Source organism: Mycolicibacterium gilvum, from assembly GCF_900454025.1.
Taxonomy (GTDB): domain Bacteria; phylum Actinomycetota; class Actinomycetes; order Mycobacteriales; family Mycobacteriaceae; genus Mycobacterium; species Mycobacterium gilvum.
In genome coordinates, this window is sequence record NZ_UGQM01000001.1 from 418,302 (window position 1) to 444,459 (window position 26,158).

22 protein-coding genes are annotated in these 26,158 nt (G+C 69.6%); 12 read left to right on the forward strand and 10 right to left on the reverse strand.

The features are described from left to right. Positions 1–24 precede the first annotated feature (24 nt). Positions 25–1,263 carry a DNA polymerase domain-containing protein gene (locus tag DYE23_RS01905; protein WP_115326347.1) on the reverse strand — a complete coding sequence of 413 codons (1,239 nt, stop codon included), beginning with the start codon at positions 1,261–1,263 and terminating at the stop codon, positions 25–27. A gap of 55 nt (positions 1,264–1,318) precedes the next feature. On the opposite strand from DYE23_RS01905, the gene fadD2 reads away from it, so the two are divergent. Next, complete coding sequence (gene fadD2 / locus DYE23_RS01910) at positions 1,319–3,028, forward strand: long-chain-fatty-acid--CoA ligase FadD2 (protein ID WP_115326348.1); 1,710 nt, start codon at positions 1,319–1,321, stop codon at positions 3,026–3,028. A 78-nt stretch (positions 3,029–3,106) separates the two neighbouring features. Here fadD2 and DYE23_RS01915 read toward each other — a convergent pair whose 3' ends face one another. From DYE23_RS01915 to DYE23_RS01950, 8 genes are all read right to left on the reverse strand, one after another. Beyond that, positions 3,107–3,427: a hypothetical protein gene (locus tag DYE23_RS01915; RefSeq protein WP_099962341.1), complete on the reverse strand. Its 321-nt coding sequence runs from the start codon at positions 3,425–3,427 to the stop codon at positions 3,107–3,109. 28 nt (positions 3,428–3,455) lie between these two features. Further along, positions 3,456–4,724 (reverse strand): NAD(P)/FAD-dependent oxidoreductase, encoded by a 1,269-nt coding sequence (locus tag DYE23_RS01920; protein ID WP_115326349.1) that lies wholly within the window; start codon positions 4,722–4,724, stop codon positions 3,456–3,458. Continuing rightward, complete coding sequence (locus DYE23_RS01925; RefSeq protein WP_115326350.1) at positions 4,721–5,623, reverse strand: ferredoxin family protein; 903 nt, start codon at positions 5,621–5,623, stop codon at positions 4,721–4,723. Before DYE23_RS01925 ends, DYE23_RS01920 begins: the two co-directional genes overlap by 4 nt. Then, positions 5,620–6,828 (reverse strand): cupin domain-containing protein, encoded by a 1,209-nt coding sequence (locus tag DYE23_RS01930; protein ID WP_115326351.1) that lies wholly within the window; start codon positions 6,826–6,828, stop codon positions 5,620–5,622. The genes DYE23_RS01925 and DYE23_RS01930 overlap by 4 nt, the downstream gene beginning before the upstream one ends. Positions 6,829–6,838: 10 nt before the next feature. Continuing rightward, entirely contained in the window at positions 6,839–7,018 is a 180-nt protein-coding gene (locus DYE23_RS01935; RefSeq protein WP_013470467.1) for a hypothetical protein, read from the reverse strand. 112 nt (positions 7,019–7,130) lie between these two features. Then, positions 7,131–9,317, reverse strand: a complete 2,187-nt coding sequence (locus tag DYE23_RS01940; RefSeq protein ID WP_115328835.1) for an acyl-CoA dehydrogenase family protein — start codon at positions 9,315–9,317, stop codon at positions 7,131–7,133. A 60-nt stretch (positions 9,318–9,377) separates the two neighbouring features. Next, entirely contained in the window at positions 9,378–10,325 is a 948-nt protein-coding gene (locus DYE23_RS01945) for a 2-hydroxyacid dehydrogenase (protein ID WP_115328836.1), read from the reverse strand. After that, positions 10,322–11,458 (reverse strand): alpha/beta hydrolase, encoded by a 1,137-nt coding sequence (locus DYE23_RS01950; protein WP_115326352.1) that lies wholly within the window; start codon positions 11,456–11,458, stop codon positions 10,322–10,324. Before DYE23_RS01950 ends, DYE23_RS01945 begins: the two co-directional genes overlap by 4 nt. Before the next feature lie 108 nt (positions 11,459–11,566). Here DYE23_RS01950 and DYE23_RS01955 point away from each other — a divergent pair, with 108 nt between their 5' ends. Next, complete coding sequence (locus DYE23_RS01955) at positions 11,567–12,142, forward strand: VOC family protein (protein ID WP_115328837.1); 576 nt, start codon at positions 11,567–11,569, stop codon at positions 12,140–12,142. A 6-nt stretch (positions 12,143–12,148) separates the two neighbouring features. Here DYE23_RS01955 and DYE23_RS01960 read toward each other — a convergent pair whose 3' ends face one another. After that, positions 12,149–12,778, reverse strand: a complete 630-nt coding sequence (locus tag DYE23_RS01960) for a TetR/AcrR family transcriptional regulator (RefSeq protein ID WP_115326353.1) — start codon at positions 12,776–12,778, stop codon at positions 12,149–12,151. A gap of 98 nt (positions 12,779–12,876) precedes the next feature. Here DYE23_RS01960 and DYE23_RS01965 point away from each other — a divergent pair, with 98 nt between their 5' ends. From DYE23_RS01965 to eccD, 10 genes are all read left to right on the forward strand, one after another. Beyond that, positions 12,877–13,782 carry an oxygenase MpaB family protein gene (locus tag DYE23_RS01965; RefSeq protein WP_115326354.1) on the forward strand — a complete coding sequence of 302 codons (906 nt, stop codon included), beginning with the start codon at positions 12,877–12,879 and terminating at the stop codon, positions 13,780–13,782. A 167-nt stretch (positions 13,783–13,949) separates the two neighbouring features. Next, positions 13,950–15,800 (forward strand): type VII secretion AAA-ATPase EccA, encoded by a 1,851-nt coding sequence (gene eccA, locus DYE23_RS01970; RefSeq protein WP_218566974.1) that lies wholly within the window; start codon positions 13,950–13,952, stop codon positions 15,798–15,800. Next, entirely contained in the window at positions 15,797–17,335 is a 1,539-nt protein-coding gene (eccB, locus tag DYE23_RS01975) for a type VII secretion protein EccB (RefSeq protein ID WP_099962350.1), read from the forward strand. The genes eccA and eccB overlap by 4 nt, the downstream gene beginning before the upstream one ends. Continuing rightward, entirely contained in the window at positions 17,332–21,318 is a 3,987-nt protein-coding gene (gene eccCa, locus DYE23_RS01980; protein ID WP_115326356.1) for a type VII secretion protein EccCa, read from the forward strand. The genes eccB and eccCa overlap by 4 nt, the downstream gene beginning before the upstream one ends. After that, positions 21,318–21,626 carry a PE family protein gene (locus DYE23_RS01985; RefSeq protein ID WP_011891327.1) on the forward strand — a complete coding sequence of 103 codons (309 nt, stop codon included), beginning with the start codon at positions 21,318–21,320 and terminating at the stop codon, positions 21,624–21,626. The genes eccCa and DYE23_RS01985 overlap by 1 nt, the downstream gene beginning before the upstream one ends. A 35-nt stretch (positions 21,627–21,661) precedes the next feature. Next, entirely contained in the window at positions 21,662–23,254 is a 1,593-nt protein-coding gene (locus tag DYE23_RS01990) for a PPE family protein (protein WP_013470468.1), read from the forward strand. Next, complete coding sequence (locus DYE23_RS01995; RefSeq protein WP_011891325.1) at positions 23,251–23,544, forward strand: hypothetical protein; 294 nt, start codon at positions 23,251–23,253, stop codon at positions 23,542–23,544. The genes DYE23_RS01990 and DYE23_RS01995 overlap by 4 nt, the downstream gene beginning before the upstream one ends. 13 nt (positions 23,545–23,557) lie before the next feature. Next, entirely contained in the window at positions 23,558–23,845 is a 288-nt protein-coding gene (locus DYE23_RS02000) for a WXG100 family type VII secretion target (protein WP_011891324.1), read from the forward strand. Between the two features lie 9 nt (positions 23,846–23,854). Next, complete coding sequence (locus DYE23_RS02005; protein ID WP_011891323.1) at positions 23,855–24,727, forward strand: ESX secretion-associated protein EspG; 873 nt, start codon at positions 23,855–23,857, stop codon at positions 24,725–24,727. Then, positions 24,709–26,157, forward strand: a complete 1,449-nt coding sequence (gene eccD / locus DYE23_RS02010) for a type VII secretion integral membrane protein EccD (protein ID WP_115326357.1) — start codon at positions 24,709–24,711, stop codon at positions 26,155–26,157. Before DYE23_RS02005 ends, eccD begins: the two co-directional genes overlap by 19 nt. The last annotated feature ends 1 nt before the right edge of the window (position 26,158 follow it).

The following is a 26,158-nucleotide window of genomic DNA, read 5'->3' on the forward strand; positions in this document are numbered from 1 at the left end:
AACTCGTCGGTAACTTAGCGCGCGTCAGTCACGGCGCTGTTGCTGGGCGCCCGTGTAATGGGTCCACGGGCTGTAGTCGGCCAGCAGCTCCTCCTGGGGTGGCCGTTGGTCCTCGGCGACGTGCTGCAGGTTGATCCGGATCCGGTACCAGATCGAGCTCGGTCCCCTCATGCCGTCGACGAGAACGTCTGCGGGCTCAAGCTTTTCGGACACGGCCGGATACTTGTCGCGCCACTGCGCGAGCGCCGACAGGGCTTCGTCCTTGGTCTTCGTCCGTGCGATCTCGATCAGCGGCATCACCGACGCGCGCCGTCCGTCGACGGATTTCTTCGCGCCGCGGGGCGCCTTCTCGGCCGGGCCGAGCCGGTCGGAGAGCTCCAGCAGCGCCTCCAGGCCGCCCGCGGCGTCATCCATGCCCTCCCACGGATCACCGAGCTCGGCGAAACGGGCCGGCACGGTGTGCACGGTGAACTCCTCGGGCTTGCAGCCGGCCACCTCGTCCCAGAACAGCGGCGTCGACACCCGGGCGTCCGGGGTGGCCCGTACCGAATACGCCGAGGCCACCGTGCGGTCCTTGGCGTTCTGGTTGAAGTCGACGAAGACGCCGTGGCGTTCCTCCTTCCACCAGCGGGCCGTCGCGGACTCCGGCGCGCGGCGCTCGACCTCGCGGGCGACCGCTTCGGCGGCGAGCCGCACCTGCTTGAACGGCCAGCGTGGGTGGATGCGGGCGTAGATGTGGAAGCCGCGCGAACCGGAGGTCTTCGGCCACGCGACCAGTCCGTGGTCTTCGAGGACCTCGCGCGCCACGAACGCGACGTCGAGGATCTGGCGCCAGCCGACGCCGGGCATCGGGTCGAGGTCGACCCGCAGCTCGTCGGGATGGTCGAGATCCTCGGCGCGCACCGGATGCGGGTTGAGGTCGACGCAGCCGAGGTTGACCGCCCAGACCAGACCGGCCGGGTCGCGCAGGACGGCCTCGGCGGCCGACGTGCCGGACGCGTACTTCAATTCGGCGACGTCGACGAAATCGGGACGGTTCTTCGGGGCCCGTTTCTGGAAGACGGCCTCCTCGTCGATGCCCTTGACGAACCGCTTGAGGATCATCGGCCGGTCCCGCACGCCACGCAGCGCGCCGTCGGCGACCGATGCGTAGTAGTCGATCAGATCGAGCTTGGTGAGCCCGAGTTCACCGAAGACCACCTTGTCGAGGTGGGTGACGGGCACGGTCCGTCCGCCGATCTCGTAGGACTCGCGGGCGGCCATTTCTTCATCGTAGGTTCCAGGCCGAACTGCGACCGATGTCACATAAGGTTCAGTCATGTCAAAGCTCAGCGACCTTCCGGCGCAGGCGCTCGCCACCGTTTCGCAGACGCTCGGCAAATCCGTGGGCAAGTACGTCGAACGCGGTTCGGCCGAGCTTCACTACGCGCGCAAGATGTTCGAGGCCGGCGCGCTCAAACTGGAGCCACCGCAGGACATCGCCGCGTTCGTCGCGGACATGCGGCGCTGGGGCGAATTCGGCATGATCCCCGCGCTCAACGCCCGCCGTCACCCGAACCGCACGGCGATCATCGACGACTTCGGCGAGTTCACGTTCGGTGAGCTCGACGAGGCGGTCAACGCGGTCGCCAACGGACTGCTCGCCAAGGGTGTCACGGGCGGTGACGGGGTCGCGATCCTCGCCCGCAACCACCGGTGGTTCCTCGTGTCGGTGTACGCCGCCGGCAAGGTCGGTGCCCGCATCATCCTGCTCAACAGTGAGTTCTCCGGTCCGCAGATCAAAGAGGTGTCGAACCGCGAGGGCGCCAAGCTCGTCATCTACGACGACGAGTACACCGCCGCGGTCAAGGCGGCCGAACCCGAACTCGGCAAGCTGCGCTCGCTCGGCGTCAACCCCGATAAGGATGAGCCGTCGGGAAGCACCGACGAAACCCTCGAAGAGTTGATCGCCCGTACCAGCTCGGCCCCGCCGCCGAAGGCCACCAAACACTCCTCGATCATCATCCTGACCAGTGGCACGACCGGAACGCCCAAGGGCGCCAACCGCAGTGCTCCGCCGTCGCTGGCCCCGATCGGCGGCGTCCTGTCGGCGGTGCCGTTCAAATCCGAAGAGGTCACCTCGCTGCCGGCGCCGATGTTCCACGCGCTGGGCTTCCTGCACGCGACCATCGCGATGATGCTCGGCTCGACCCTGGTGCTGCGCAGGCGATTCAAGCCCTCGACGGTACTCGCCGACATCGAGAAGCACCGGGCGACCGCGATCGTCGTCGTGCCGGTGATGCTGTCGCGCATGCTCGACGAGCTCGACAAGACCTCGCCCAAACCGGACCTGTCGTCGCTGCGCATCCTGTTCGTGTCCGGCTCGCAGCTCGGCGCCGAACTCGCGACGCGGGCGTTGAAGGACCTCGGCCCGATCGTCTACAACCTGTACGGATCCACCGAGGTGGCGTTCGCCACGATCGCTGGGCCGCAACATCTTTCGATCAACCCGGCGACCGTCGGGCCTGTGGTCAAGGGCATGAGGGTCAAGATCCTCGACGACAACGGCAACGAGCTGCCCCGCGGGGAGATCGGCCGGATCTTCGTCGGCAACTTCTTCCCGTTCGAGGGCTACACCGGCGGCGGCGGCAAGCAGATCATCGACGGCCTGCTGTCCTCCGGCGACGTCGGCTACTTCGACGACAACGACCTGCTCTACGTCAGCGGCCGCGACGACGAGATGATCGTGTCGGGCGGCGAGAACGTGTTCCCCGCCGAGATCGAGGATCTGGTCAGCGGCCATCCCGAGGTCGTCGAGGCGACCGCGCTCGGTGTCGAGGACAAGGAGTGGGGACACCGGCTGCGGTGCTTCGTGGTCAAGGCCGAGGGCGCGACGATCGACGAGGATGCGATCAAGGCCTATGTGCGCGACAACCTGGCCCGCTACAAGGTGCCGCGCGAGGTGATCTTCCTCGACGAGCTGCCGCGCAACCCCACCGGCAAGATCCTCAAGCGCGAACTGCGGGAGATGGACGTTCCGGAGTCCTGACGCCCGATCTGAAGAAGATGCCGAAGATCAGCTGGATCTGCGGCACCAACCTCAGACTCGGCTGCGAACAGCGGCGCCTCAGCCCGCGAATGCGGCCGAACCCGGCACCGCGAGGGTGAGCAGCATCAGCAACAACAGGAACCAGCCGGCGCCCTGCCACGCCGTCCAACCGCTGCCGGCCTTCCACTCGCGGTACGTGCGGATCAGTGCGCCGACGCCGCCTGCGAACAGGAAGGCCGGCACCAGCGCGGCGCTGAACACCGAGTCCCGCGGCCCGAGCGCGTAGACGGCGAAGGCCGCCGCGGCGAGGGCCACCACGATCAGCGAATAGACGACCGCGGACCGGTACTCGGCGGGTCGGTTGAACCGCTTCTCGACAAAATCACGATCATTGGTCATGGGGGTGGAGTTCCCCGGTTCGCGTGCCCTACGCGTGGGCGGTGTCGCTGCGTCGGTCACACCGATCGATGGCCTGGGCCACCCGTCGACCGCTGACCAGCGCGCCCTGGATCGACGCGGTGTCGCGGTGATCCCCGCACAGCCACAGCCCGTCCGGGGTGCGCACCGACTGCCGCACCCGCAGCGGCGGTGGCTGCACCGGCAGCGCCTCGGGCACCACGTGACGCGTGACCAGCGACCACCCTGCTGCGGCGACCCCGAGGATCTCGGACGCGTGCGTGCGGGTGACCGACTCGGACGGTGGCGCGCCGTCGCTGCCGATCAACGCCGACGCGGCCACCAGCTGGCGTCCGGCGGGGGCATAACCGCGCGCGACCTCGCTGATGACCGCGGTGTTCACCAGCGGTCCGGACGGCGTCGGTCTTCCGTCGACCCAGAGCAGCGCGGGACCGGGGATCGGATCATCGGCCGCCCACCAGTCCGTCACGACGCCCTTCATCTGCGGTGCCGGTGCGCCGGTCAACGTCTCGGCGGTGTGCGGGTCCGTGGCGACGACGACCTGCGTGGCACGCGCGGTGTCGCCCGCGGCGCTGACCGCCCAACCCCGTCCGTCACGGACGATCCGGTCGACCCTGCGGTTCAGCGTGATCCGGTCGGCGATCGGTTCCGCCATCAGGCGCGGCAGCGCCTGCATGCCCTCGGCGGGAAGGCCCGGCACCCCCAGCGCGAACATCCGGGCCAGCAGCAGGGTGAAGGCGTTCGAGGTCGAGCCCCGGTCGTCGAGGACCACCCCTGCGAGGAACCGGTCGACGACGCGACGGGCGAGCCCGTCGACTCCGCTGCGGTCCAGGGCTGCGGCCACCGCCACGTCGCCGCGGCGCGCCTTGAGCTTTGTGGGCAGTAAAGCCGGTGTCGCCCAATGCATCAAGGCCGTCACGTCCCGCGGGCCCAGCCCGCCCCGGACGAGCATCCCGGGTACGCGACGTGGTGCGCGCAACGGGTGCACCCACCGGCGGGCCCGATCGGTGTCACGGATCGCGACACCGGGGACGAAGGGTTGCAGTGCGAGCGCCGAGACGTCCACCGCTCGGCGGAGTTCGGGGTACGCCGGATTGAGCACCTGAAAGCCCCGGTCGCAACGGAATCCGTCGACGACGTCGGTACGGACCCGGCCGCCCACCGCGTCGCCGGATTCCCACACCGCCACCGAGCGTCCCCGAGCGGCCAGCAGCGCTGCGCATCGGAGGCCGGCCAGCCCGGCCCCGATCACGAGGACGTCGTAGTCGCCATGGCTCATGACGGGTGCATACCCGTGTCACTCAGGGATCGCAGCGTGAACGTTCGCACGGGGCCCGCCGTGGCCGCCCGGCACTGCGAGAACAGCGGCTCCGACATCACCACGTCGAGCACCACCTCGATCGGTCCGGGCCCGGCCGCCAGGACGACCCGGACGGTGTCGTCGCCGCCCTCCATGGAGACGAGTGGATAGGCCTCGATGCGGTCGTCCCCGTAGGCGACTCGGGCGAAGTGCTGCGCGGCCTGGACCGCGTGCGGCAGTGAGGTGCGGCCGCGCAGGAACCGGTCGTCGAGTCTGCCGTCGCAGTAGAGGCGTACCAGCTCGGCCGCGTCGGTGCTGTCGACACGGCCGTAGCACAGTCCTTCCGGCAGGATCAGCATCGTGGCGGCGAACCGGTCGCCGCCCAGATGTGAACACTCCCAGGTCGATTCGGGATAGGCGGCGCTGATCGCGGAGACAGCCGACCGGCCGCGCACCGCGCAGCACTGGTCGTGTCTGCCGTGTGCGCAGACGGCCACGAGCGGACCGTCGGTAGCCACGCCGTCGGCGCCGTCGAGGCTCACGTCGAGGTAGTCGCGCGCCTCGTCGACCTCACCGCTGAACAGCGCGTGCCGGCCGACGTCGGCCTTCGCGACGAACCACCGCCAGCACGGCGTCGCCGAACGGCGTCCGTGCCGCCGGATCGCCGCGATGCGCATGCCCGCGGCCTCCGCTCTGCGGACGATGGCGCGTCCGAGGTCCGGTTCGATGGATCCGGGGGACTCCAGGAAAGCCGAGGGCCCCCAACCGCCTTCGAGCTCCAGCAGCAGCCAGGAGGAGCCCGCCGACGCGGTGCCGTACATCGGTTCGTCACGAGCCAGGGATTGCTCGCTGCACGGCGGGCGCTTGGTTGCCGTCACGAGGCCGGCACCACGACGCCTTCGCGCAGCAGGCGCCGGAGCAGCACCGCGCCGTCGGCGCCGTCCAGACCGGGCAGGGTGTCGGCGTCGGCGACACGGCCCCCCAGGATCTCCTCCAGCGCCGCGGCGCACAGCGCGGGAAACGTGACGGTCTTGTCGGTCAGGTGAATCGACACCCGTCCGTCGGCGCCGTGGCGGACGGTCGCGGCCAACCCTTCCCGCCGGCGGACCCGGATCGTCGCCGCGTGTTCTGCGGCGCGCAGGGATTCCAGCGGTCGCAGGGCCTCGGGGCGGGTGCGCGACCGGTGTCGGGCCTGCAGGCGTTCGGCGGCGGCCGTGCTGAGCGCGGCCGCGTCCTCCTGAAGGTGGCCGACCATCTGGGCGATGACCTTGGCGGCGATGGCGGCCGTGTGATCCCCTGCGGCGGGGTCGATCCCGAGCGGCAGGGGAGCGCGGAACTCGTCGATGCCGGCGAGTTCGTCGAGCACGGCGCGCGCCACGTCGACCCCGGTGGTCGCCGACACACCGACGGTCAAGTGGATCGAGGTGGTGTCCAGCGCCTGCGCCGCGTGCACCCAGCCACGCGGTAGGTACAACGCGTCACCCTCGGTGAGCGCGGTGTCGATCACCGGATCGGCGGTGACGCGCTCATCGATCAGGTCCCGGAACTGTGTCCAGGACTGGTCGGGTAGCGGGTGCGCATGCACGGGCTCGTGGACGATCCAGCGTTTACTGCCCGCGATCTGCAGCACGAACACGTCGTGCACGTCGTGGTGGAAGTCGAACCCCCGGTTGCCCGGCGGCGTGATGTAGGCGTTGACCTGCACCGGATGGCCGATGTCGGCGACCGCCCGGTGGGTGAAGTCGATCAGCGGCGGCCACAGCCGGTGCAGACCCTGGAGCACCACGGTCGCACCCGCGGCCAGCTGGGTGAGCACCTTGGCCGGATCCACCTGATCGGTGATCTCGGCGCCGAACCCCGCGGGCCCCAGGTAGCTGTCCTTGGCCAGGACCTGCCCCTCCTTCGCCAACCGGATGAACGGCGCGCGTACCCCGCGTTCCGCGATCAGCTCGTCCACCATCGCGGGGGAGAGCAGATCGCAGAAGTCGCGGGGCAGCGCGTCGGCGTGGCTCAGCAGCGGCCTGCGGCCCCAGTACTCGGCAGCGAAGACCTCGGGGTCGATCGCGATGCAACGGCTGAGCATGAGGGAGGCCTCAGGCGGTGCCGTCAGCGCCGCCGTCGTGGCCCTCGGGGTTGCTGCCGCCGTCAGCGGTGCCTTCGCCCGAGGCGGTGCCGTCGGCGCCGCCGTCGTGGCCCTCGGGGTTGCTGCCGCCGTCAGCGGTTCCTTCGCCGGAACCGGGCGTGGTGTCGATGTCGTCGTCGTCGAGTGCCATCGCAGTCTTCTTTCTGCCGTGGACCCCGCGGCGGGGTCCTCCTTGGCGCGGTGTGCGCGTCGACGGGTTGCCCCGCACACGATCACCCGAAACGCCAGGGTCGGCTTATCTCCTAGGGATCGCGGGGGAGTCCGAGCAGCCGCTCGGCGATGATGTTGAGCTGCACCTCCGAGGTGCCGCCGTAGATCGTCGTGGATCGGCTGGCCAGCAGGTAGTCCGCCCACCGTCCGGTCGGCTGGGCGGGGTCGCCGACGATGGCGTCGGTGCCGAACGAGCTCACGGCGAATTCGGCGTAGCCCTGCCCGGTCTTCATGGACAGCAGCTTGGAGATCGCGGCGGCGGGCATCGGGTCGCCGCCGGCCAGGGTCAGCAGCGTCGAGCGCATGTTGAGGATCTTGGCGGCGTGCCCCTCGGCGATCAGAATGCCGGCGTGGTTCTGGGCGATCTGGTCGAAGTGTCCTTCGCCGACGAACTCGACGAACTTGTCGAGGCTGGGCAGGAACGGCGGCTCGCTGCTGCCGAGGGACACCCGCTCGTTGGTCAGGGTGTTGCGGCTGACCTCCCAGCCGCGGTTCACGTCCCCGAGTACCAACTCGTCGGGGACGAAGACGTCGTCGATGAAGACCGTGTTGAACATCGCGTTGCCGGTCAGCTCCCGCAGCGGCTTGACCTCGACTCCGTCGGCGGCCATGTCGAGGAGGAAGTAGGTGATGCCCTGATGCTTCGGGGCTGAGGGATCCGTGCGGGCCAACAGCGCGCCCCACTGCGAGTACTGCGCACCGGTGGTCCAGATCTTCTGCCCGGTGATCCGCCAGCCGCCGTCGACCTTGGTGGCCTTCGTCGACAGGGCGGCCAGGTCGGAACCGGCGCCGGGCTCGGAGAACAGCTGGCACCAGATCATCTCGCCGCGGAAGGTCGGCGGCAGGAACCGCTCCTTCTGCTCGTCGGTGCCGAACGCGACGATCGACGGGATGATCCAGGCCGCGATGCCCATCTGCGGTCGCTTGACCCGGCCCGACGAGAACTCCTGGGCGATGATGATCTGCTCGACGGGCTTGGCCGCGCGCCCCCACGGCACCGGAAGGTGCGGTTGCACCCAGCCGGCCTCGGCGATCGCCGCGGCCCGCTTCTCGCGCGGAATCTCTTTCAGCGCAGCCACGTCCGCGCGGATCTCGTCGCGCAGCTTCTCGGTCTCGGGATCGAGGTCGAGGTCGAGGGCCCGCATCCCGGTCGACGTCGCGAGGTCGACCACGCGCTGCGGATACTCCGACGCGCGCCCGAACGAGGCGGCCAGCACCAGGGCGCGGCGGTAGTAGACGTTGGTGTCGTGTTCCCAGGTGAAACCGATCCCGCCGTGCACCTGGATGCAGTCTCCGGTGGTGTGCTGCGCGGCGACCGGCGCGAGTGTGGCCGCCACCGCGGCGGCGAATTCGTAAGCGGTGTCCGGGTTCTCGCGGGCCTCGTCGATGGCGCGCGCAGCGTCCCAGACCGCTGCGGTCGCACGCTCGGTCTCGGCGATCATGGTGGCGCACTTGTGCTTGATGGCCTGGAACTGGCCGATCGGGCGGCCGAACTGCTCACGGATCTTGGCGTAGGCCGACGCGGTGTCGGTGGCCCACCGCGCGACCCCGACGCACTCGGCGGACAGCAGCGTCGACATCAGCGCGCGGGCGTGGGCACGGCTCAGATTGCTCAGCACACGGTCGTCGCCGACCTCGACGGCGTTGGCGCGCACGTGCGCCACCGGGCGCAACGGGTCGACGCTGGGCACCGGCTCGATCTCGAGCTGCGCCGCGTCGATCAGCACCCACTCCTCGCCGGACTCGATCGCGACCGGCAGGACGAGCAACGACGCCTGGGCCGCCGCCGGCACGGCGCGGACCTCGCCGCGGATGACGAGGTTCTCGCCCTGCCGGGTCGCGGTGAGACCGGAATCGATCGCGTAGGTCGCGATGACGTCCCCGGAGGCCAGACCGCCGAGGTCGGCGGCGTCGGGATCGTGGGCGGCGATCAGCGCCGAGGCGATCGCCGACGGGACGAACGGGCCGGGCACGGCGCCGTAACCGAACTCCGCGACGACGATGGCGAGCTCGAGGATGCCGAAGCCCTGACCGCCGACCGACTCGGCGAGGTGGACGCCGTGCAGGCCCTGCTCGGACGCCGACCTCCAGTAGGGGGGCGGGTTCGGGACGGGCGTTTCGAGGGCTTCGTGCAGCACCTCCGACGGGGCCACCCGCTCCACGAACGCGCGGACGGAATCGGCGAGGTCGTTGTGCTCTTCGAGGATGGCGATGGGCATGGCGTGCTGCACCTCTTCACGTCGTCGTGACTGGTCCCAACCGGTTGGTTGGGACCGAGATTACCCCGAGGGGTCGTTCACGACGTGGGCGAGCGCGCGGCCGTCACGAAGCCGTTCGCAATTGTCGAGCGCGAACTCCAGATACCGCCGCATCGTGTCGGCCGTGTACCAGGTGACATGGGGGGTGAGCACGACATTGGGCAGGCCCAGCAGCGGATTATTGGACGGGACGGGCTCGACGGCGAATACGTCGAGCCCCGCCGCGGCGAGCGTGCCCGCGCGCAACGCGTCCACGAGCGCGGCCTCGTCGACGATCGCGCCGCGGGAGGTGTTGACGAGGACTGCGTCAGTCTTCATCTGCGCCAGGGCTTTCCGGCCGAGCAGACCCTCGGTGGCGCCGGTCAACGGCAGGTGCAGCGACACGATGTCGGATTCGGACAGCAGGTCGGGCAGGGTGCGCCATCCGGGCAGCCCGTCGTCGCGGGTGCTGGTGTGCACGACCTCGGCGCCGATGGCCAGCAGGATGCGCTCGACCTGCTTGGCGATGTTGCCGTACCCGACGAGGCCGACGGTGCAACCACCGAGGTCGCGGACGCTCTCACCGAGCGTCGGGTCCGACGGCCAGCCGTTGCCCGTCCTCGTGGCACGGTCGAGCTCCGGCAGCCTGCGCAGCGCGGCGAGCATCAGCAGCAGGGTGCCCTCGGCGACCGACGGCGCGTTGGCGCCCGGCATGTTGGCAACCGCGATTCCCCTCCCGGTCGCGGCGTCGACGTCGATGGTGTTGACCCCCGCGCCCAGCTTGTGCACCAACCGCAGCTTCGCCGCCTGTGCCAGATCGTCACCCGAGATCGGCCGCAGCACATGCCAGATCACCTCGGCGGACGGCAGCTCACGGTAGAAGGTCTCGTCGTCGTCCTCGGCGCAGTACCGGATGTCGAGCCAATCGGTGTGCGGTGAAAGGAATTCGGTGACCTTCGGACCGGGGAGGAAGTGCGCCAGGACTCTCACCAGCGGCGCGTGATCCACTTGGCGATGGTATCGGCCTTCTCCGAACGGGCTCCCGGGGTGGTGAAGTAGTGGTCGGTGTCCATCGCGCACATCGTCTTGTCCTCGCCCGCGAGCGCGTCGTAGATGCGCTGTGCATCCGACGGGAACACCCCGGTGTCCTGCTCGGCGTTGATCACCAGCGCGGGGCAGTCGATACGGGCCAAATGCGGTTCGGCCCGGGTCTGGGCATGGCGCAGACTCCACATCCCCAGCCAGTTGCGCAGCGTGCAGGCCGCGGCGATGCCGTGCGTCGAGCGGTTGGCTTTGACCGGCACGCCCGCGTAACACATGTTGGGTGGTCTCTTGGTGGGTTCGAGCAGCGGATCGACCATGCGGGGGTCGGCCCAGGTGCGCATCACGGTGAACGGGCGGTCGGAGAAGCCCGCGGCGCGCACGCGGGTCAGCTCTGCCTCGGCCCAGTCGGTGATCGCCTCGTTGCGGGAGACCTGCGCGGCGCGGTAGCGGGTCACGAACTCGTCGTCGTAGCTCGGCCCGTTGCGTTCGTTGAACAGATCGAGATCGGGATCGGTTGCCACGGCATCGTTTTCGTCGATCACCGACGCGTCCATCCATGCGGTCAGGACATCGGGGCGGCCGGGGTGCGCCGCGCTGGCCACATACCCGTCGGCCGCAGGCAGATCGTCGAGGCTGGCGGCGGGTCGCATCCCCTCCAACGGGGTGACGTGCTTGTCGACGGCATTGGCCTGGTAGGCGGCCATCAGAGATCCGCCTCCCGAATTACCAAGCAGGATCACGGTTTCGATGCCCTGGACCTCGCGCAGCCAGCGGACCCCCACCCCGATGTCGACGAGGGCGTGGTCGAGGAGAAAGCTGCTCTCGAAGCCGCGGAAGCGGGTGTTCCAGCCCAGGAATCCGATGCCCCGGGTGGCCATGTAGTCGGCGAGATAGTGCTCGGAGAAGTCGATCTGGTAATGCGTCGCGATCATCGCGACCTTGGGTCTGCGTCCCATTCCGCGGTGGTAGAGCCCCTGGCACGGATGCCCGCCCGAACCGGCCCGCCGGGCGGTGGTCGAGTCGAGACCGACGAATTCGCGGGTGACTCCAGGCGCCTGTGCGGCGGTGGTGCGGCTCATGGATGTCCGGCCTCCGGCGGGCGTCTTTGGCGGTGGAGAAGCTGTGCCTGATGTTAGATTCAGTTTCAGTCCGTGACCAGACTTCAGCCGGTCCAGGAAGGCGCGATCATGATCAAGCCGGACAACACCAACACCGAATTCGCCCTCGGCGGCATCAACCACGTCGCTCTGGTCTGTTCCGACATGGCGCGCACCGTCGACTTCTACAGCAATGTGCTGGGCATGCCGCTGATCAAGTCGCTGGATCTGCCCGGCGGTATGGGCCAGCACTTCTTCTTCGATGCGGGCAACGGCGACTGTGTCGCGTTCTTCTGGTTCGCCGAGGCGCCCGACCGGGTCCCGGGAATGTCGTCGCCCGAGGCGATCCCCGGGATCGGTGACATCGTCAGTGCGGTCAGCACGATGAACCACCTGGCCTTCCACGTGCCCGCCGAGAAGTTCGACGAGTACCGGCAGAAGCTGAAGGCCAAGGGGGTTCGCGTCGGCCCTGTGCTCAATCACGACGAGAGCCCGGCGCAGGTCTCGGCCACGCTGCACCCGGGGGTCTACGTGCGGTCCTTCTACTTCCTCGACCCCGACGGCATCACGCTGGAATTCGCCTGCTGGACCAAGGAATTCGGGGACAGCGATACGGCCACGGTGCCGAAGACCGCCGCGGACCGCCGGGTGCCCGTCAACGGATGACTCTGCTCAGTCCCGGTAGAGCGCGGGATCGGCGAGCTGGTCGATCAGCGCGCCGAGCTGGGCCGCGAGCTGCGCCTCGGTGAACGTCAGATCCCCGGCCAGCCAGGCGCTGAGGGTCTGGGCCACTCCGCCGACCACGAAGTGCGCCGCGGAGGTGATCCTGTCGTTGCGCTCCAACCGCAGCGCCGACCCCGCGTGCTGACCTGACAGCAGCGCGAACAGCGCGCCGGATTCGGCGCGCTTGCGCACCACCACCGGATTGTCCAGGTGCGCGTTGAACAGCAGCCTGCCCACGCGCGCGTCCTCGGAGATCGCGCGCACGATGTTGGCCATGCCCTGACGGCTCTGCTCCCGCGGGGGCGCGGCCGCGACCGCGGCCTGCGTCGTGGTGGCGATGTCGGCGATGACCCGGTCGAACACGGCGCCGACGAAGACGTCCTTGTCGGTGAAGCTCTCGTAGAAGTACCGCGCCGCAAGTCCGGACTGCGCGCAGATCGCGCGAACCGTCAGCTCGGGCGGGTTCAGCTGACCGCCCAGCAGGTCCAGTCCGGCCTCCAGCAGGCGCCGCCGGCGTTCGGCGACTCGTGCGGGGGCATCAACCCCGCGATACGGACGGACCTGGGCCATGCGTCCCATATTGACACTGCGGCCTGCGCGGTAGCAATATCAGGAAACAGGCGTTCGCACTTTGCGGACCCTGGTGACGCCGGTGTCGCCGAGAGGAGCCCTACCCCATGACGCTGAACGAGTCGGTGCCCGCGGTGCTGCCCGTGGTCGAGCGCCCGATCAACGACGTGGTGGTCGACGTCCCGACCGGCCGCCGTGCGCAACGCGGGGACGACGGCATGCTGGGACTGGGGCTGCTGGCCGGCCCCGCGAACGTGATCATGCAGCTGGCGCGTCCGGCGGTCGGGTACGGCGTTCTCGAGAGCCGTGTCGAGAGCGGACGGGTGGACCGTCACCCGATCAAGCGGGCCCGCACCACGTTCACCTATCTGGCGGTGTCGACCAACGGCACCCCCGAGCAGCAGAAGGCCTTCCGGCGCGCCGTCAACGGCGCACACGCCCAGGTGTTCTCGACCGACGAGAGCCCGGTGAAGTACCACGCGTTCGACAAGGACCTCCAGCTGTGGGTGGGCGCCTGCCTGTACAAAGGCGTCGTCGACGTCCACCGGCTGTTCGTCGGGGAGATGGACGAGGAGACCGCCGACCGCCTGTATGTGCAGGGTCGGGCGCTCGCCACCATGCTCCAGGTGCCCGAGAGCATGTGGCCGGCCGACCGCGAGGCGTTCGACCGGTACTGGGCTGCGTCGCTGGACGAGGTGCACATCGACGACACCGTGCGCGAGTACCTGTACCCGATCGCCGCATCCCGGCTGCGAGGGCTGAGGCTGCCGGGGCCGCTGCAGCGGCGCAACGAAGAGCTGGCACTTCTGATCACGACCGGTTTCCTGCCGCAGCGTTTCCGCGACGAGATGCGGCTTCCGTGGGGGCCGGACCACCAGCGCAGGTTCGACCGGCTCATGACGGTGCTGCGCGTCGCCAACACGGTGTCGCCGAAGTTCGTGCGTCAGTTCCCGTTCAACCTGTTGTTGAAGGACGTCGACCGCCGGATCCGGACCGGGCGGCCACTGGTCTGACCAGGCACTCGCGGCTGTGCCGGAGAGTGTGAGACCGTGCGTCTCGACACTTTGCTTATGCAATGCTAACTTTCAGCGAAAGTTAGCTTAGCCATACATAAGCAGAGCAAGGAGATGGCGGGGGTCGGGGCCTGGAGACGGGTCGCTCACCGGCACCGCGAAAGTCCATGGACATTGGAAGTGACACGCTCGCGCCTCCGGCCGGGACATCCCGCGTCGACCAGGACGTGGTCAGCCGGTTCGCCACCTGCTGCCGCGCACTGGGCCTCTCCGTGCACGAGCGCAGGCGGCCCGCGGATCTGACCGCCGCCCGGGCCGGCTTCGCCGCGCTCACCCGCATCGCGAGCGACCAGTGCGACGCGTGGACGGGACTCGCCGCGGCCGGCGACGTCACCCCGCAGGTGATCGAACGGGTGTGGCAGACCTCCGGCGCCACCGCCGGGCTGCTGTCGCGCAGGATCGAGCTCGCGCCCCAGGCCCTCGGGTTCACCTACGACAGCGGCCTGTACCTGCAGTTCCGCGCGTCCACCCCCGACGACTTCGCGCTGGCCTACACCGTCTGCCTCTCCGATGCCGCGTGCTACGAGGAGGCCGACCAGCTCCTCGAAGGCCTGCTCGAACGTCGCCGCGACTGGTTCGAGGCGCGCTGGGTCCGGATCGCGATGTATCACCGTGCCGCTCGATGGTCGGATGTGGTGCGGATGCTGACCCCGCTGGTGACCGACGCGACCCTCGACGAGACGTCCGCCCACGCGGCGCGGGTGACCCTCGGCATCGCGCTGGCCAGGCTCGGCATGTTCGCTCCCGCGCTGTCCTACCTGGAGCGTCCGGAAGGGCCCGTGACGGTCGCAGCCACCGACGGTGCCCTGGTCAAAGCGCTGTCGCTGCGCGCGCAGGGCGAGGACGAGGAGGCGTTGCAGCTGCTCCAGGAGCTCTACGCGGTCAACCCCGAACACGCCCAGATCGAAGAGGCGTTGCTCGACACCAGCTTCGGGATCCCGACGACCACCGCTGCCCGCATCGAGGCGCGCAGCAATCCGTGGGATCCGGAGACAGAACCCGGCGAGGCCGACTTCGTCGACTCCGGCGCCAAGGACCGCAAGGCGCACCTGCTCGTCGAGGCCGAGGCGGAACTGGCCGAGTTCATCGGGCTCGACGAGGTCAAGTATCAGGTCGCGCGACTGAAAAGCTCTGTCGCGATGGCGATCCGCCGTCAGGAACGCGGCCTGGCCGTCGCTCAGCGCACGAACCACCTGGTCTTCGCCGGCCCACCCGGAACGGGTAAGACCACGATCGCCCGGGTGGTCGCCAAGATCTACTGCGGGCTCGGCCTGCTCAAGAAGGAGACGGTCCGCGAGGTGCACCGCGCGGACCTGATCGGCCAGCACATCGGTGAGACCGAGGCCAAGACCAACGCGATCATCGACAGCGCGCTCGACGGGGTGCTGTTCCTCGACGAGGCCTACGCGCTGGTGTCGACCGGCGCCAAGAACGACTTCGGACTGGTCGCGATCGACACGCTGCTGGCCCGGATGGAGAACGACCGCGACCGCCTGGTCGTGATCGTCGCCGGGTACCGCAAGGATCTCGACACCTTCCTCGACGCCAACGAGGGTCTGCGTTCCCGGTTCACCCGCAGCATCGACTTCCCGTCGTACTCACCGAAGGAGCTCGTCGAAATCGCCGTGCGCATGGCCGAGAAGCGCGACTCGCACTTCGAGGATTCAGCCCGTTCCGACATGGAGAGCCTGTTCTCCTACCTCGCCGAGTCGTCGAGCCCCGACGCCAACGGCGTGAACCGGCGCAGCCTCGACATCGCCGGCAACGGCCGCTTCGTCCGCAACCTGGTCGAACGGTCCGAAGAGGAGCGCGAGTACCGACTCGACCACTCCGATGCGGAGGACTTCACCGACGACGAGCTGATGACCATCACCGCGGCCGACGTCGGCCAGTCGGCGGGCCCGCTGCTGCGCGGCCTCGGACTGGCTGTGCCACAGCACGCTTCGGACGAGCGGTGAGCGGCGCCGACGGGGACAGGCGGTCGTTCACCTCCCGTACCCCCACCAACGAGAACCCCGACCGGGTGTCGTTCCGGCGCGGGTTCGTGACCCGCCACCAGGTCAGCGGATGGCGGTTCATGGTGCGCCGCATGGCCTCCGGTGTCGCGTTGCACGACACCCGCATGCTGGTCGACCCGCTGCGCACGCAGTCCAGGTCGGTGCTCGTCGGTGCCCTGATCCTGGTGACGGGCCTGATCGGCTGCTTCCTGTTCTCCCTGATCCGGCCTGCCGGCGACGTCGGCACCGATTCGATTCTCGCCGAACGCGATACGGCGGCGCTGTACGTGCGCCTCGGTGATCAGGTGCATCCGGTGCTGAACCTGGCCTCGGCGCGCCTCATCACCGGAAGGCCCGACAACCCGGCCATGGTGAAGAGCAGCGAACTCGACGAACTTCCCCGGGGCAACATGCTCGGCATCCCGGGAGCCCCGGGGCGGATGGCGGTCAACACGACTCGGGACGCGTACTGGACGGTGTGTGACGCCGCCGCCGGCGCCGTCACCGGGGTCACGGTGATCGCCGGCGCCCCCGACGACACCGGCGAGCGCGCGACGGTCCTGCCGGACGGGCATGCGGTACTTGCCGAGAACGGCGGGCGCACATGGCTGTTGTGGGACGGCAGGCGCAGCGCGATCGATCTCGCCGACCGGGCGGTCGCCGGAGGCGTCGGGATCGGCGTCGGCGTCGCGGCACCGCACCCGATCGCGACGGGACTGTTCAACGCGATCCCGGAGGCGCCTGCGCTGATCACCCCGGTGATCCCGAATGCCGGCCTGCCCTCCGACCTCGGGCTTCCCGAGCCCTTCCCGGTCGGCTCCGTCGTGGTCTCCTACGACGAGGACAACACCCTGCGCCACTACGTGGTGCTGACCGACGGTCTGCAGCCGATCTCTCCGGTGGTCGCCGCGATCCTGCGCAATTCCAACTCGTGGGGGCTCGCGTCCCCGCCCCGGCTCGATGCCGATCTGGTGGCGCGCACCCCGCAGGCCGAGGTCGTCGACGTCGACGCCTACCCCGCCGAGCGGGTGACCCTCGTCGACACCGCCGCTGAACCGGTGATCTGTGCCGCGTGGTCGGAACGCGAAGGAGCGCAGGAGAGTTCGATGGAGCTGCGGTCGGGTGCCGCGCTCCCGGTCGCCGACGGGGTGAGCACTGTGGCGCTCGTCAGCGCCGGAGCCCCGGGTGGGCCCGCGAACCAGGTCGCTCTGCCGCAGGGCACGGGGTATTTCGTGGACAATGCCGGTTCGTTGTTCTGGCTGAGTGACACGGGTGTCCGCTACGGCATCGACACCGGCGCAGATGCGGACGGCGCCGACACCGTCGCCGCGCTGGGCCTGACCACCACACCGCTTCCCATCCCGTCGTCGGTGCTGTCCTTGTTCGCCGCAGGCCCGACGCTGTCGCGCGGCGACGCGTTGCTGGCCCATGACACGCTGGCGCCGAACCCGTCGCCGGCCCGGGTGGAGGCCCTGCCCGGTTTGGAGAACCCATGAGCAGGTTGATCTTCGAGCACCGCAAGCGCCTCCCGGCGCCTGTCGCGCGCAAGGGCACCATCACGATCGAACCGCCGCCCGAGCTGCCCCGGGTCGTACCGCCGTCACTGCTGCGGCGTGCGCTGCCGTACCTGATCGTCATCCTGATCGTCGGGATGATCGTCGCGTTGGTGGCGACGGGTCTGCGGCTGATCTCGCCGACCACGCTGTTCTTCCCGTTCGTGCTGCTGCTCGCCGCGACCGCGCTCTACCGCGGCACCGACAACAAGATGCGCACCGAGGAGGTCGACGCCGAGCGCGCCGACTATCTGCGGTATCTGTCGGTGGTCCGGGACAACGTCCGGGCCCATGCCGACGAGCAGCGGACCGCGCTGCAGTGGTCGCATCCCGAACCCGCTGCGCTGAACGGCATTCCGGGTACCCGACGGCAGTGGGAACGCGACCCTCACGACCCCGATTTCCTGGTGCTGCGCGCCGGCCTGCACGACCAGCCCCTCGATGTCACCCTGCGGGTCAAGGACACCGCCGACGAGATCGACCTGGAACCGGTGTCGCACACGACTCTGCGCGGGCTGCTCGACGCCCAGCGCACCCTGTACGACGTCCCGGCCGGCATCGCGCTGACCAGGGTCTCACGCATCACGGTGCTCGGGGACGACGCCGAGGTCACCGGTGCCCTGCGCGCGTGGGTCGCCCAGGCGATGACGTGGCACGACCCGTCGGTGCTCGGAATCGCCTTCGCCGGAGAAGCTCTCGAATCCGAGGCGTGGTCGTGGCTGAAGTGGCTGCCCCATGTCGACGTACCGGGCCGGATCGACGGCGTCGGACCCGCCCGCTATCTGGCCGGCGATGCGTCGGATCTGCGCACCCTGCTCGCACCCGCGCTCGCCGACCGCGGTGGCTTCACCGGCGACGCGACCGGCACCACCAAGCATCTGCTGATCGTGCTCGACGATCCCGATGCCGATCCGTCGGAGTTCATCGGCAGCGGACTGGCCGGCGTCACCGTCATCCACCGGTCGGCCACCGAGCCCGACCGTGACCAGTACTCCGACCCGGAACGCCCGGTGCTGAGGATCTCCGGGGGCCGGATCGAGCGCTGGCAGAACGGAACCTGGTCCTCCTACATCGATTCCGCCGACCACCTCGGCGCCGCGGATGCCCGGCACATCGCCCGGCGGTTGGCGCGCTGGGACTCCAATCCCGACCATGCCCGGTCCGCGACCACCGGCGGCGCCGCATTCACCACGCTGCTGGGCATTCCGGACGCGTCCGCGCTCGACGTGGCCGCGCTGTGGGCGCCGCGCAACCGGGATGACGAGCTGCGGGTGCCGATCGGTGTCACCGCGACCGGTGAGCCGCTGATCTTCGACCTCAAGGACGAGGCGGAAGGAGGCATGGGTCCGCACGGCCTGATGATCGGCATGACGGGCTCGGGCAAGTCGCAGACACTGATGTCGATCCTGCTGTCGCTGTTGACGACCCATCCCGCCGATCGGCTCATCGTGATCTACGCCGACTTCAAGGGCGAGGCCGGCGCCGACATCTTCCGCAACTTCCCGCAGGTCGTCGCGGTGATCTCCAACATGGCCGAAAAGCGTTCGCTGGCCGATCGATTCGCCGACACGCTGCGCGGCGAGGTCGCCCGGCGGGAGCAGTTGCTCAAGGACAGCGGCCGTCGCGTGCAGGGCAGTGCGTTCAACTCGGTCACCGAGTACGAGAACGCTGTCCGGGAGGGACACGATCTGCCGCCGATCCCGACGCTGCTGGTGGTCGCCGACGAGTTCACGCTGATGCTCGCCGACCACCCCGAGTACGCGGATCTGTTCGACTACGTCGCGCGCAAGGGCCGGTCGTTCCGCATCCACCTGCTGTTCGCCTCGCAGACCCTCGACGTCGGCCGGATCAAGGACATCGACAAGAACACGTCGTACCGGATCGGCCTGAAGGTGGCCAGCCCCAGCGTGTCCCGGCAGATCATCGGGGTCGAGGACGCCTATCACATCGAATCCGGCCGGGAGCACAAGGGCGTCGGCTTCCTGGTGCCCGCGCCGGGCGCCCTGCCGGTCAAGTTCCGCAGCACCTACGTCGACGGCATCTACGAACCACCCAGGGTCGACAGATCGATCGTCGTGCACGCGATTCCGAAGCCTCAGCTGTTCAGTGCGGGGTGGGTCGATCCCGAACCGGACACCGTGATCGTCGACGACGGCGCCGACGTCGAGGTGCTGCCCCCGCGCAAGCTGATCGCCACGATCGGCGAGCAGCTGGCCCACTACGGGCCGCGCGCCCCGCAGCTGTGGCTCCCCCCGTTGGAGGAGGCGATTCCGCTGCAGGGTCTGCTCGAACGCTCCGGTATCGGTGCGGGGCAGTGGCGTTGGCCCCTCGGCGAGATCGACCGTCCCTTCGACATGCGGCGTGACCCGTTGGTGTTCGACGCCACCTCCGCAGCGGCGAACATGGTCATCCACGGCGGACCGAAGTCCGGGAAGTCCACGGCACTGCAGACTTTCGTGCTCTCGGCCGCCGCCCTGCACGCACCGGGCGACGTGTCCTTCTACTGCCTCGACTACGGCGGCGGTCAGCTGCGGGTACTCGACGGCCTCGCTCACGTCGGCAGCGTCGCGTCGCCGTTGGAGTCGGAGCGGATCCGACGCACCTTCGGTGAGCTCGAGCAACTGCTGCAGGCGCGGCAGCGTCACGGCGCCGCGGTGAACAACGGTGGCTACCGCGACGGCTACGGTGAGGTGTTCCTGCTCATCGACAACCTGTACGCGTTCAGCCGCGACAACACCGACACCTTCAACACCCGTAACCCGTTGCTGGCCAAGGTGACCGAGCTCGTCAACACCGGTCTCGCCTACGGCATCCACGTCGTCATCACCACCCCGAACTGGCTCGAGGTGCCGCTGGCCATGCGCGACGGTCTCGGCCTGCGACTGGAGCTGCGTCTGCACGACGCGCACGACAGCAATGTGCGTGTGGTGGGGGCACTGCGGCGACCCGCCGAGGGCGTGCCCGCCGACCAGCCGGGGCGCGGCCTGACCATGGCCGCCGAACACTTCCTGTTCGCCCGGCCCGCACCGGAAACCATCCCGGCGCTCAACGCCCGCTTCCCCGGACAGAGCGCACCCGAGGTACGGCTGCTGCCCACCCGCCTGTCCCCGAGAGCCTTCGCGTCGCTGTACCCGGCGCCCGAGCGCGTCGTCATCGGCCAGCGGGAAGAAGACCTGGCGGCCGTCAGTGTCGACTTCGCCGACAACCCGCTGCTGATGGTGTTCGGCGACACCAAGACCGGCAAGACGACGCTGCTACGGCACCTGATCCGCACCCTGCGGGAGAACTCGCGGGCCGATCAGGTCGCCTTCACGGTCATCGACCGACGTCTGCAGCTCGTCGACGAGCCGATCTTCCCCGACAACGAGTACACACCGAACATCGACCGGATCCTGCCGGCGATGCTGGGGTTGGCGGGTCTGCTCGAAAAGCGCCGTCCGCCGGCAGGTCTGAGCCCGCAGGAGCTGCGCGGGTGGGACTTCCGCTCCTCCGCGAACGGTTCGGGCAGCCACCTGCACTACCTGATCATCGACGACGTCGACCAGATCCCCGACGGACCCGCCGTCAGCGGACCGTACGCCGGACAGCGTCCGTGGACACCGGTGATCGGATTGCTCTCGCAGGCCTCCGAACTCGGACTGCGGGTGATCGTCACGGCCAGGGCGGCCGGGTCGGCACATGCGGTCATGACGGCACCCCTGCTGCGCCGCCTCAACGAACTGCAGGCGACGACGCTGCTGCTGTCCGGTAATCCCCAGGACAGCGGCAAGATCCGCGGGCACCGTTTCAGCCGGCTACCCGCCGGCCGCGGACTCCTGCTCGACGACTCGAATCTGTCCGACACACCCACCTATGTGCAGCTCGTCGATCCGCTCGCCGACGACGCGACCGCACCGGCCGGCCACCTCGGAAAGGAATACAGCTGATGACCCTGCGCGTGGTTCCCGAAGGTCTCACGGCCGCGAGCGCGGCCGTCGAGGCGCTCACCGCCCGGATGGCTGCCGCGCACGCGGCGGCGGCGCCTCTGGTGACGGCGGTGCTGCCACCGGCCGCCGACGCCGTATCCCTGCAGACCGCAACAGGACTGAGCGCCAACGGGGTTGAGCACCAGTCGATCGCCGCCCGCGGTGTCGAGGAGCTCGGCCGGTCCGGGGTCGGGGTCGGCGACTCGGCGGCGAGCTACGTCAGCGGTGACGCGATGGCCGCGACGTCGTATCTGATCGCCCGGGGCTGACCGCTGTGACATCCCCCGTCGCTTCGCTCGCCCCGGTGACATCCCCCGTCTGGATGGCCCTGCCCCCCGAGGTCCACTCCACCATGCTCAGCAGCGGCCCTGGCCCGGGATCCCTGCTGGCCGCCGGTGTCGCCTGGCAGTCCCTGAGCGCCGAATATGCCTCTGCGGCAGCGGAGTTGACCAGCATCCTGGCCGGTGTCCAGTCCGGTGCCTGGGAAGGGCCCAGTTCGCAGCAGTACGTCGCCGCACACACGCCCTACCTGGCGTGGCTGGCGCAGCAGAGCGCGGTGAGCGCCGCGACGGCCGTGCAGCACGACACCGCCGCAGCGGCGTACACGACGGCGCTGGCGACGATGCCGACGCTGCCGGAGCTGGCGCTCAACCACACCACGCACGCGGTTTTGGTGGGTACGAACTTCCTGGGGATCAACACGATTCCGATCGCGCTCAACGAAGCCGACTACGTCCGCATGTGGATCCAGGCGGCGACCACGATGGCGACCTACCAGTCGGTTTCCGGGGCAGCACTCGCCGCGACGCCGACGTCCGCGCCGGCGCCGTCGGTGCTGCTGCCCGGCGTCGGCGAGGCCGGACGGGCCGCCGCCGACATGTCCGCGTTCGCGGCACAGCCGATGGCTGCCCAGGCCGGTGCGGCATTCGACGTGTCGAACATCATCGCCGACATCATCAGGCTCTATGGCGAGGTCCTCCGGTTCCTGTTCGAGCCGATCTTCAACTTCCTGCGCGACCCGATCGGCAACACCTTCGCGCTGATCACCGACTTCCTCACCAATCCGGTCCAGGCGTTGATCACCTGGGGCCCTTTCCTCCTCGCAGTGGTCTACCAGGCCGTCTCGTGGGTCGGGGCGTCGATCCTCTACCCGTCGCTGTTTCTGCTGCCGCTGCTGGCGACCACCCTGGCCATCGTGGCGGGGGTCGGTCAGCACCTGCTGAGCCTGCTCAACACGCCGCCGGCCGAGGAGGCCGCCGAAGAGCCCGCCCCGGCCCAGAGCGCACCGTCGCGGCCCGATCAGCAGAGCTTCCCGGCCACCATGTCCGCGCCTCCACCGCCCAGCGGTGCCCCCATCGCCGCCAACACCGTCAGCGCCGGTTCGCCGCCCGCCCCGGGTGCTCCGGCGGCGGCGGCCGCGACGTTCGTGCCGTACGTCGTCGCCGGCCGGGATCCCTACGAGGGCTTCTCTCCGACCGTGCGTGACTCCACGGGCGCCAAGGCGCCCGCGGGCACCATCCCGGCAGCGGCGTCGGGGATCGCGGCCTCGGCGGCGGAACGGCGTAAGCGGCGCCGGCGCCAGAAGGAGGAGATCAAGGGCCGCGGCTACGCCGATGCGTACGCGGACTACGAGGAACTGCCCGACGACGGGCCGCCGGAACAGCCCGCCCCCCGGGTCACCGCCTCGACACGCGGTGCGGGACCGATGGGATTCGCCGGCACGGTGTCGCGAGGCGACGAGCAGGCCGGTGGACTGACCACCCTCGCGGGTGACTCCTTCGGCGGTGGTCCCAGGGAACCGATGCTTCCCGGGACCTGGGATCCCGACGCCACAGACGACCGCCACACCGACGGCCGCGATGGACACGATGGACACGACGGAAAGGAAAAACCATGAGCCTCTTGGATGCTCACATTCCCCAGATGATCGCCTCGGAGGCGGCCTTCGGCGCGAAGGCGGGCCTGATGCGCAGCACCATCGCCCAGGCCGAGCAGGCCGCGCAGTCCGCGCAGGCCTTCCACATGGGCGAGTCCGCCGGCGCCTTCCAGGCGGCGCACGCCCGGTTCGTCGAAACTTCGGCGAAGATCAACGCGCTCCTCGACATCGCGCAGGCCAACGTCGGCGACGCCGCCGGGGCCTACGTCGCCGAGGATGCCGCGGCCGCCAGCACCTACCCCGCCGTCTGATCGGAGAATCCTGATGTCGCAGATCATGTTCAACTATCCGGCCATGCTCAACCACGCCGGTGAGATGTCGTCGTATGCCGGTGCGCTGCAGGCGATCGGCGCCGATATCGCCGCCGAGCAGGCCGCGCTGAAGAGTGCGTGGCAGGGTGACACCGGTGTGACCTACCAAGCATGGCAGGCGCAGTGGAACACCGCCATGGAGGAACTCGTGCGGGCCTACCGCGCCATGGCCAGTACCCACGAGATGAACACCACGTCGATGGCCGCGCGGGATCAGGCCGAGGGCGCCAAGTGGGGCTGACGGATCTCCGTGCGCGCTAACGCAGTCGAGCTGAGCGCCGCCTCGGCGTGGTTCCTCGCCGAGGAGCTCGGCGCGGGATCGTATCCGTGGGTGCTGGCGATAACGCCGCCCTACAGCGATGTTTCGGCGCGCGGGCCGTTCGAACGGGAGCAGACCGAGAAGTTGCGCGGTGCGGGCATCATGACCGCCGAGCGGACCGTCGATCCCGCGGTGGCGCGGTGGATCCGTCGCGTGTGCCGGCCCACCCAGTGGCTCGAACTTCGGTTCGTCGGAAGCCGTGGCGCGGTCCTGCGGGGGGTGCTCGCACGGGACGGCGCAGGCACCGTCATCGCGCTGCGCAGCGGCGGGTTGATCACGCTGACGGAGTTGGACATCGACCATCCGGAGGCGCTGGTGCCGGTCGTGACGGCGGGCCTGTCCGGACGTGCGCCCGCACGCTTCGACGGGTTCTCGCTGCCCGCACGCGTCGGCGCCAAGGCCGACGAACAGATCCGCAAGGGTGCGGCCGTCGGAGGCCTTCTCGACTACCTCGGCATCCCGCCGTCGGCGCGGCCCGTCGTCGTGGCCGCGTTCGAGGACAGCCGCACCTACGTCGAGATCGTCGCCGGACAGCACCGCGACGGACACCGGGTCAGCACCGACGTCGGTGTCAGCGTCGTCGACACGGTGCTCGGCAGGGTGCTGGTCAGCCCCGCCAAAGCGCGTGACGGCGAATGGATCTCCACGTTCGCTCCCGGCGATCCCGTGGCCATCGCGGCCGCGGTCGAGCGCCTCACCGCCGCACTGCCCGACGGGCCGTGGTTCCCGGACCACGCGCTCACCAGAGACTTCGACGAACGCACGGCCGAGAGAAGAGAAGAACGATGCCACAGTCCGCTCTGAGCGACACCAACACCGCGATGCCCATCGTGCGGGTCGCCGTCCTCACCGCGACGGCGGGCGACGAGGACGGGGATCGCGCCGGGCGACTCACCGAGATCGCCCTGCCCGCACAGCTTCCGCTGCGCGAGATCATCCCCGCTGTGCAGCGCATCGTGGCACCGTCGGACGACGCACCGGGGGTGGACCCGGTGAGCCTGGCGCCGATCGGTGGTGCGCCCTACAGTCTGGACGCGACCCTGACCACGGTCGGGGTGGTCGACGGTGATCTGCTCGCGCTGCAACCCATCCCCGCGGGGCCGCCCGCGCCGCGCATCGTCGAGGACATCGCCGACGCCGCGATGATCTTCTCCGCGGCTCGCGAGAAGCCTTGGGGGACAGCGCAGATCCAACGCGGTGCGACCGTCGCCGTCGTCGGGCTGATGCTGGTCGCGACGGCACTGGCCGTCGCCCACCGGGTGGTGACCGACTCGATCATCGGGGTGTTCGCCGTCAGTGCGGTGGCGATCGCCGCCGTACTGGGTGCACTGGTGGCCCGAACGGGGTCACCCCGCGTGGCCACCGCGCTGGCCGCAGCCGCACTTCCGTCGGTCGGCGCGGCGTTCGCGCTCGCCGTGCCCGGTGACTTCGGCGCGTCCGGAGTTCTGTTGGGAGCCGCGGGCATTGCCGCGTGGTCGATCATCAGCATCACCGTCGGAGAGCGGGCGATCGCGGTGTTCACCGCCGTCGCCGCGGCCGCCCTCGGCGTGGCCGTCGCCGCGGCCGCCGCGACGGTGTGGTCGCTGAGCCTGCTCGACATCGGGTGCGTGCTGATCCTCATCGCGCTGCTGATCACCGTGCAGGCCGCCCAGCTGTCGGCGATGTGTGCCCGTCTTCCCGTGCCCGTCATCCCGGCGCCGGGCGACCCTGCGCCGTCGGCGCTGCCGCGTCGTGTCCTCGAGGATCTGCCGCGCCGCATCCGTGCCGGCGACGCGTACCAGACGGGGTTCATCGCCGCCGGTGTCCTGCTGGCCGTGACAGGTTCGGTTCTCGTGGTGTGGCCCGCGGTCAGCGGCGACGGCGGTGTGCCGGTGTGGAGCTGGTATCTCGTGACGGCGACCGCCCTTGCCGCCGCACTGCGGGCCCGGGTCTGGGACTCCAGCGCCTGCAAGGCATGGCTTCTCGGCCACGGCTATCTGGTGACGACGGTTCTGCTCGTCCTGTCGGCGGCCCACGAGAACTACCCCGCGGCATGGTGGGCGCTGGGTGTGCTGGCGGTGCTGGTGGCGGCGTGGGCAGTGGCGGCACTGAATCCGCGCATCGCACAACCCGATACGTACTCGCTGCCGATGCGCCGTGTCGTCGGGTTCGTCGCGACGGCTCTCGACGCATCGGTGATCCCGGTGATGGCCTACCTGGTCGGCCTGTTCACCCTGGTTCTGAACGGTTTCTGAC

What these genes read in the sequence shown, in the direction of transcription:
- DYE23_RS01955 (WP_115328837.1), top strand. Translation starts at nt 11,567, where the DNA reads ATGATCAAGCCGGACAACACCAACACCGAATTCGCCCTCGGCGGCATC.
- DYE23_RS01935 (WP_013470467.1), bottom strand. Translation starts at nt 7,018, where the DNA reads ATGGCACTCGACGACGACGACATCGACACCACGCCCGGTTCCGGCGAA.
- fadD2 (WP_115326348.1), top strand. Translation starts at nt 1,319, where the DNA reads ATGTCAAAGCTCAGCGACCTTCCGGCGCAGGCGCTCGCCACCGTTTCG.
- eccA (WP_218566974.1), top strand. Translation starts at nt 13,950, where the DNA reads ATGGACATTGGAAGTGACACGCTCGCGCCTCCGGCCGGGACATCCCGC.
- DYE23_RS01985 (WP_011891327.1), top strand. Translation starts at nt 21,318, where the DNA reads ATGACCCTGCGCGTGGTTCCCGAAGGTCTCACGGCCGCGAGCGCGGCC.
- eccD (WP_115326357.1), top strand. Translation starts at nt 24,709, where the DNA reads ATGCCACAGTCCGCTCTGAGCGACACCAACACCGCGATGCCCATCGTG.
- DYE23_RS01920 (WP_115326349.1), bottom strand. Translation starts at nt 4,724, where the DNA reads ATGAGCCATGGCGACTACGACGTCCTCGTGATCGGGGCCGGGCTGGCC.
- eccCa (WP_115326356.1), top strand. Translation starts at nt 17,332, where the DNA reads ATGAGCAGGTTGATCTTCGAGCACCGCAAGCGCCTCCCGGCGCCTGTC.
- DYE23_RS01905 (WP_115326347.1), bottom strand. Translation starts at nt 1,263, where the DNA reads ATGGCCGCCCGCGAGTCCTACGAGATCGGCGGACGGACCGTGCCCGTC.
- DYE23_RS01995 (WP_011891325.1), top strand. Translation starts at nt 23,251, where the DNA reads ATGAGCCTCTTGGATGCTCACATTCCCCAGATGATCGCCTCGGAGGCG.
- DYE23_RS02000 (WP_011891324.1), top strand. Translation starts at nt 23,558, where the DNA reads ATGTCGCAGATCATGTTCAACTATCCGGCCATGCTCAACCACGCCGGT.
- DYE23_RS01930 (WP_115326351.1), bottom strand. Translation starts at nt 6,828, where the DNA reads ATGCTCAGCCGTTGCATCGCGATCGACCCCGAGGTCTTCGCTGCCGAG.
- DYE23_RS01915 (WP_099962341.1), bottom strand. Translation starts at nt 3,427, where the DNA reads ATGACCAATGATCGTGATTTTGTCGAGAAGCGGTTCAACCGACCCGCC.
- DYE23_RS01965 (WP_115326354.1), top strand. Translation starts at nt 12,877, where the DNA reads ATGACGCTGAACGAGTCGGTGCCCGCGGTGCTGCCCGTGGTCGAGCGC.
- DYE23_RS01950 (WP_115326352.1), bottom strand. Translation starts at nt 11,458, where the DNA reads ATGAGCCGCACCACCGCCGCACAGGCGCCTGGAGTCACCCGCGAATTC.
- DYE23_RS01960 (WP_115326353.1), bottom strand. Translation starts at nt 12,778, where the DNA reads ATGGGACGCATGGCCCAGGTCCGTCCGTATCGCGGGGTTGATGCCCCC.
- DYE23_RS01940 (WP_115328835.1), bottom strand. Translation starts at nt 9,317, where the DNA reads ATGCCCATCGCCATCCTCGAAGAGCACAACGACCTCGCCGATTCCGTC.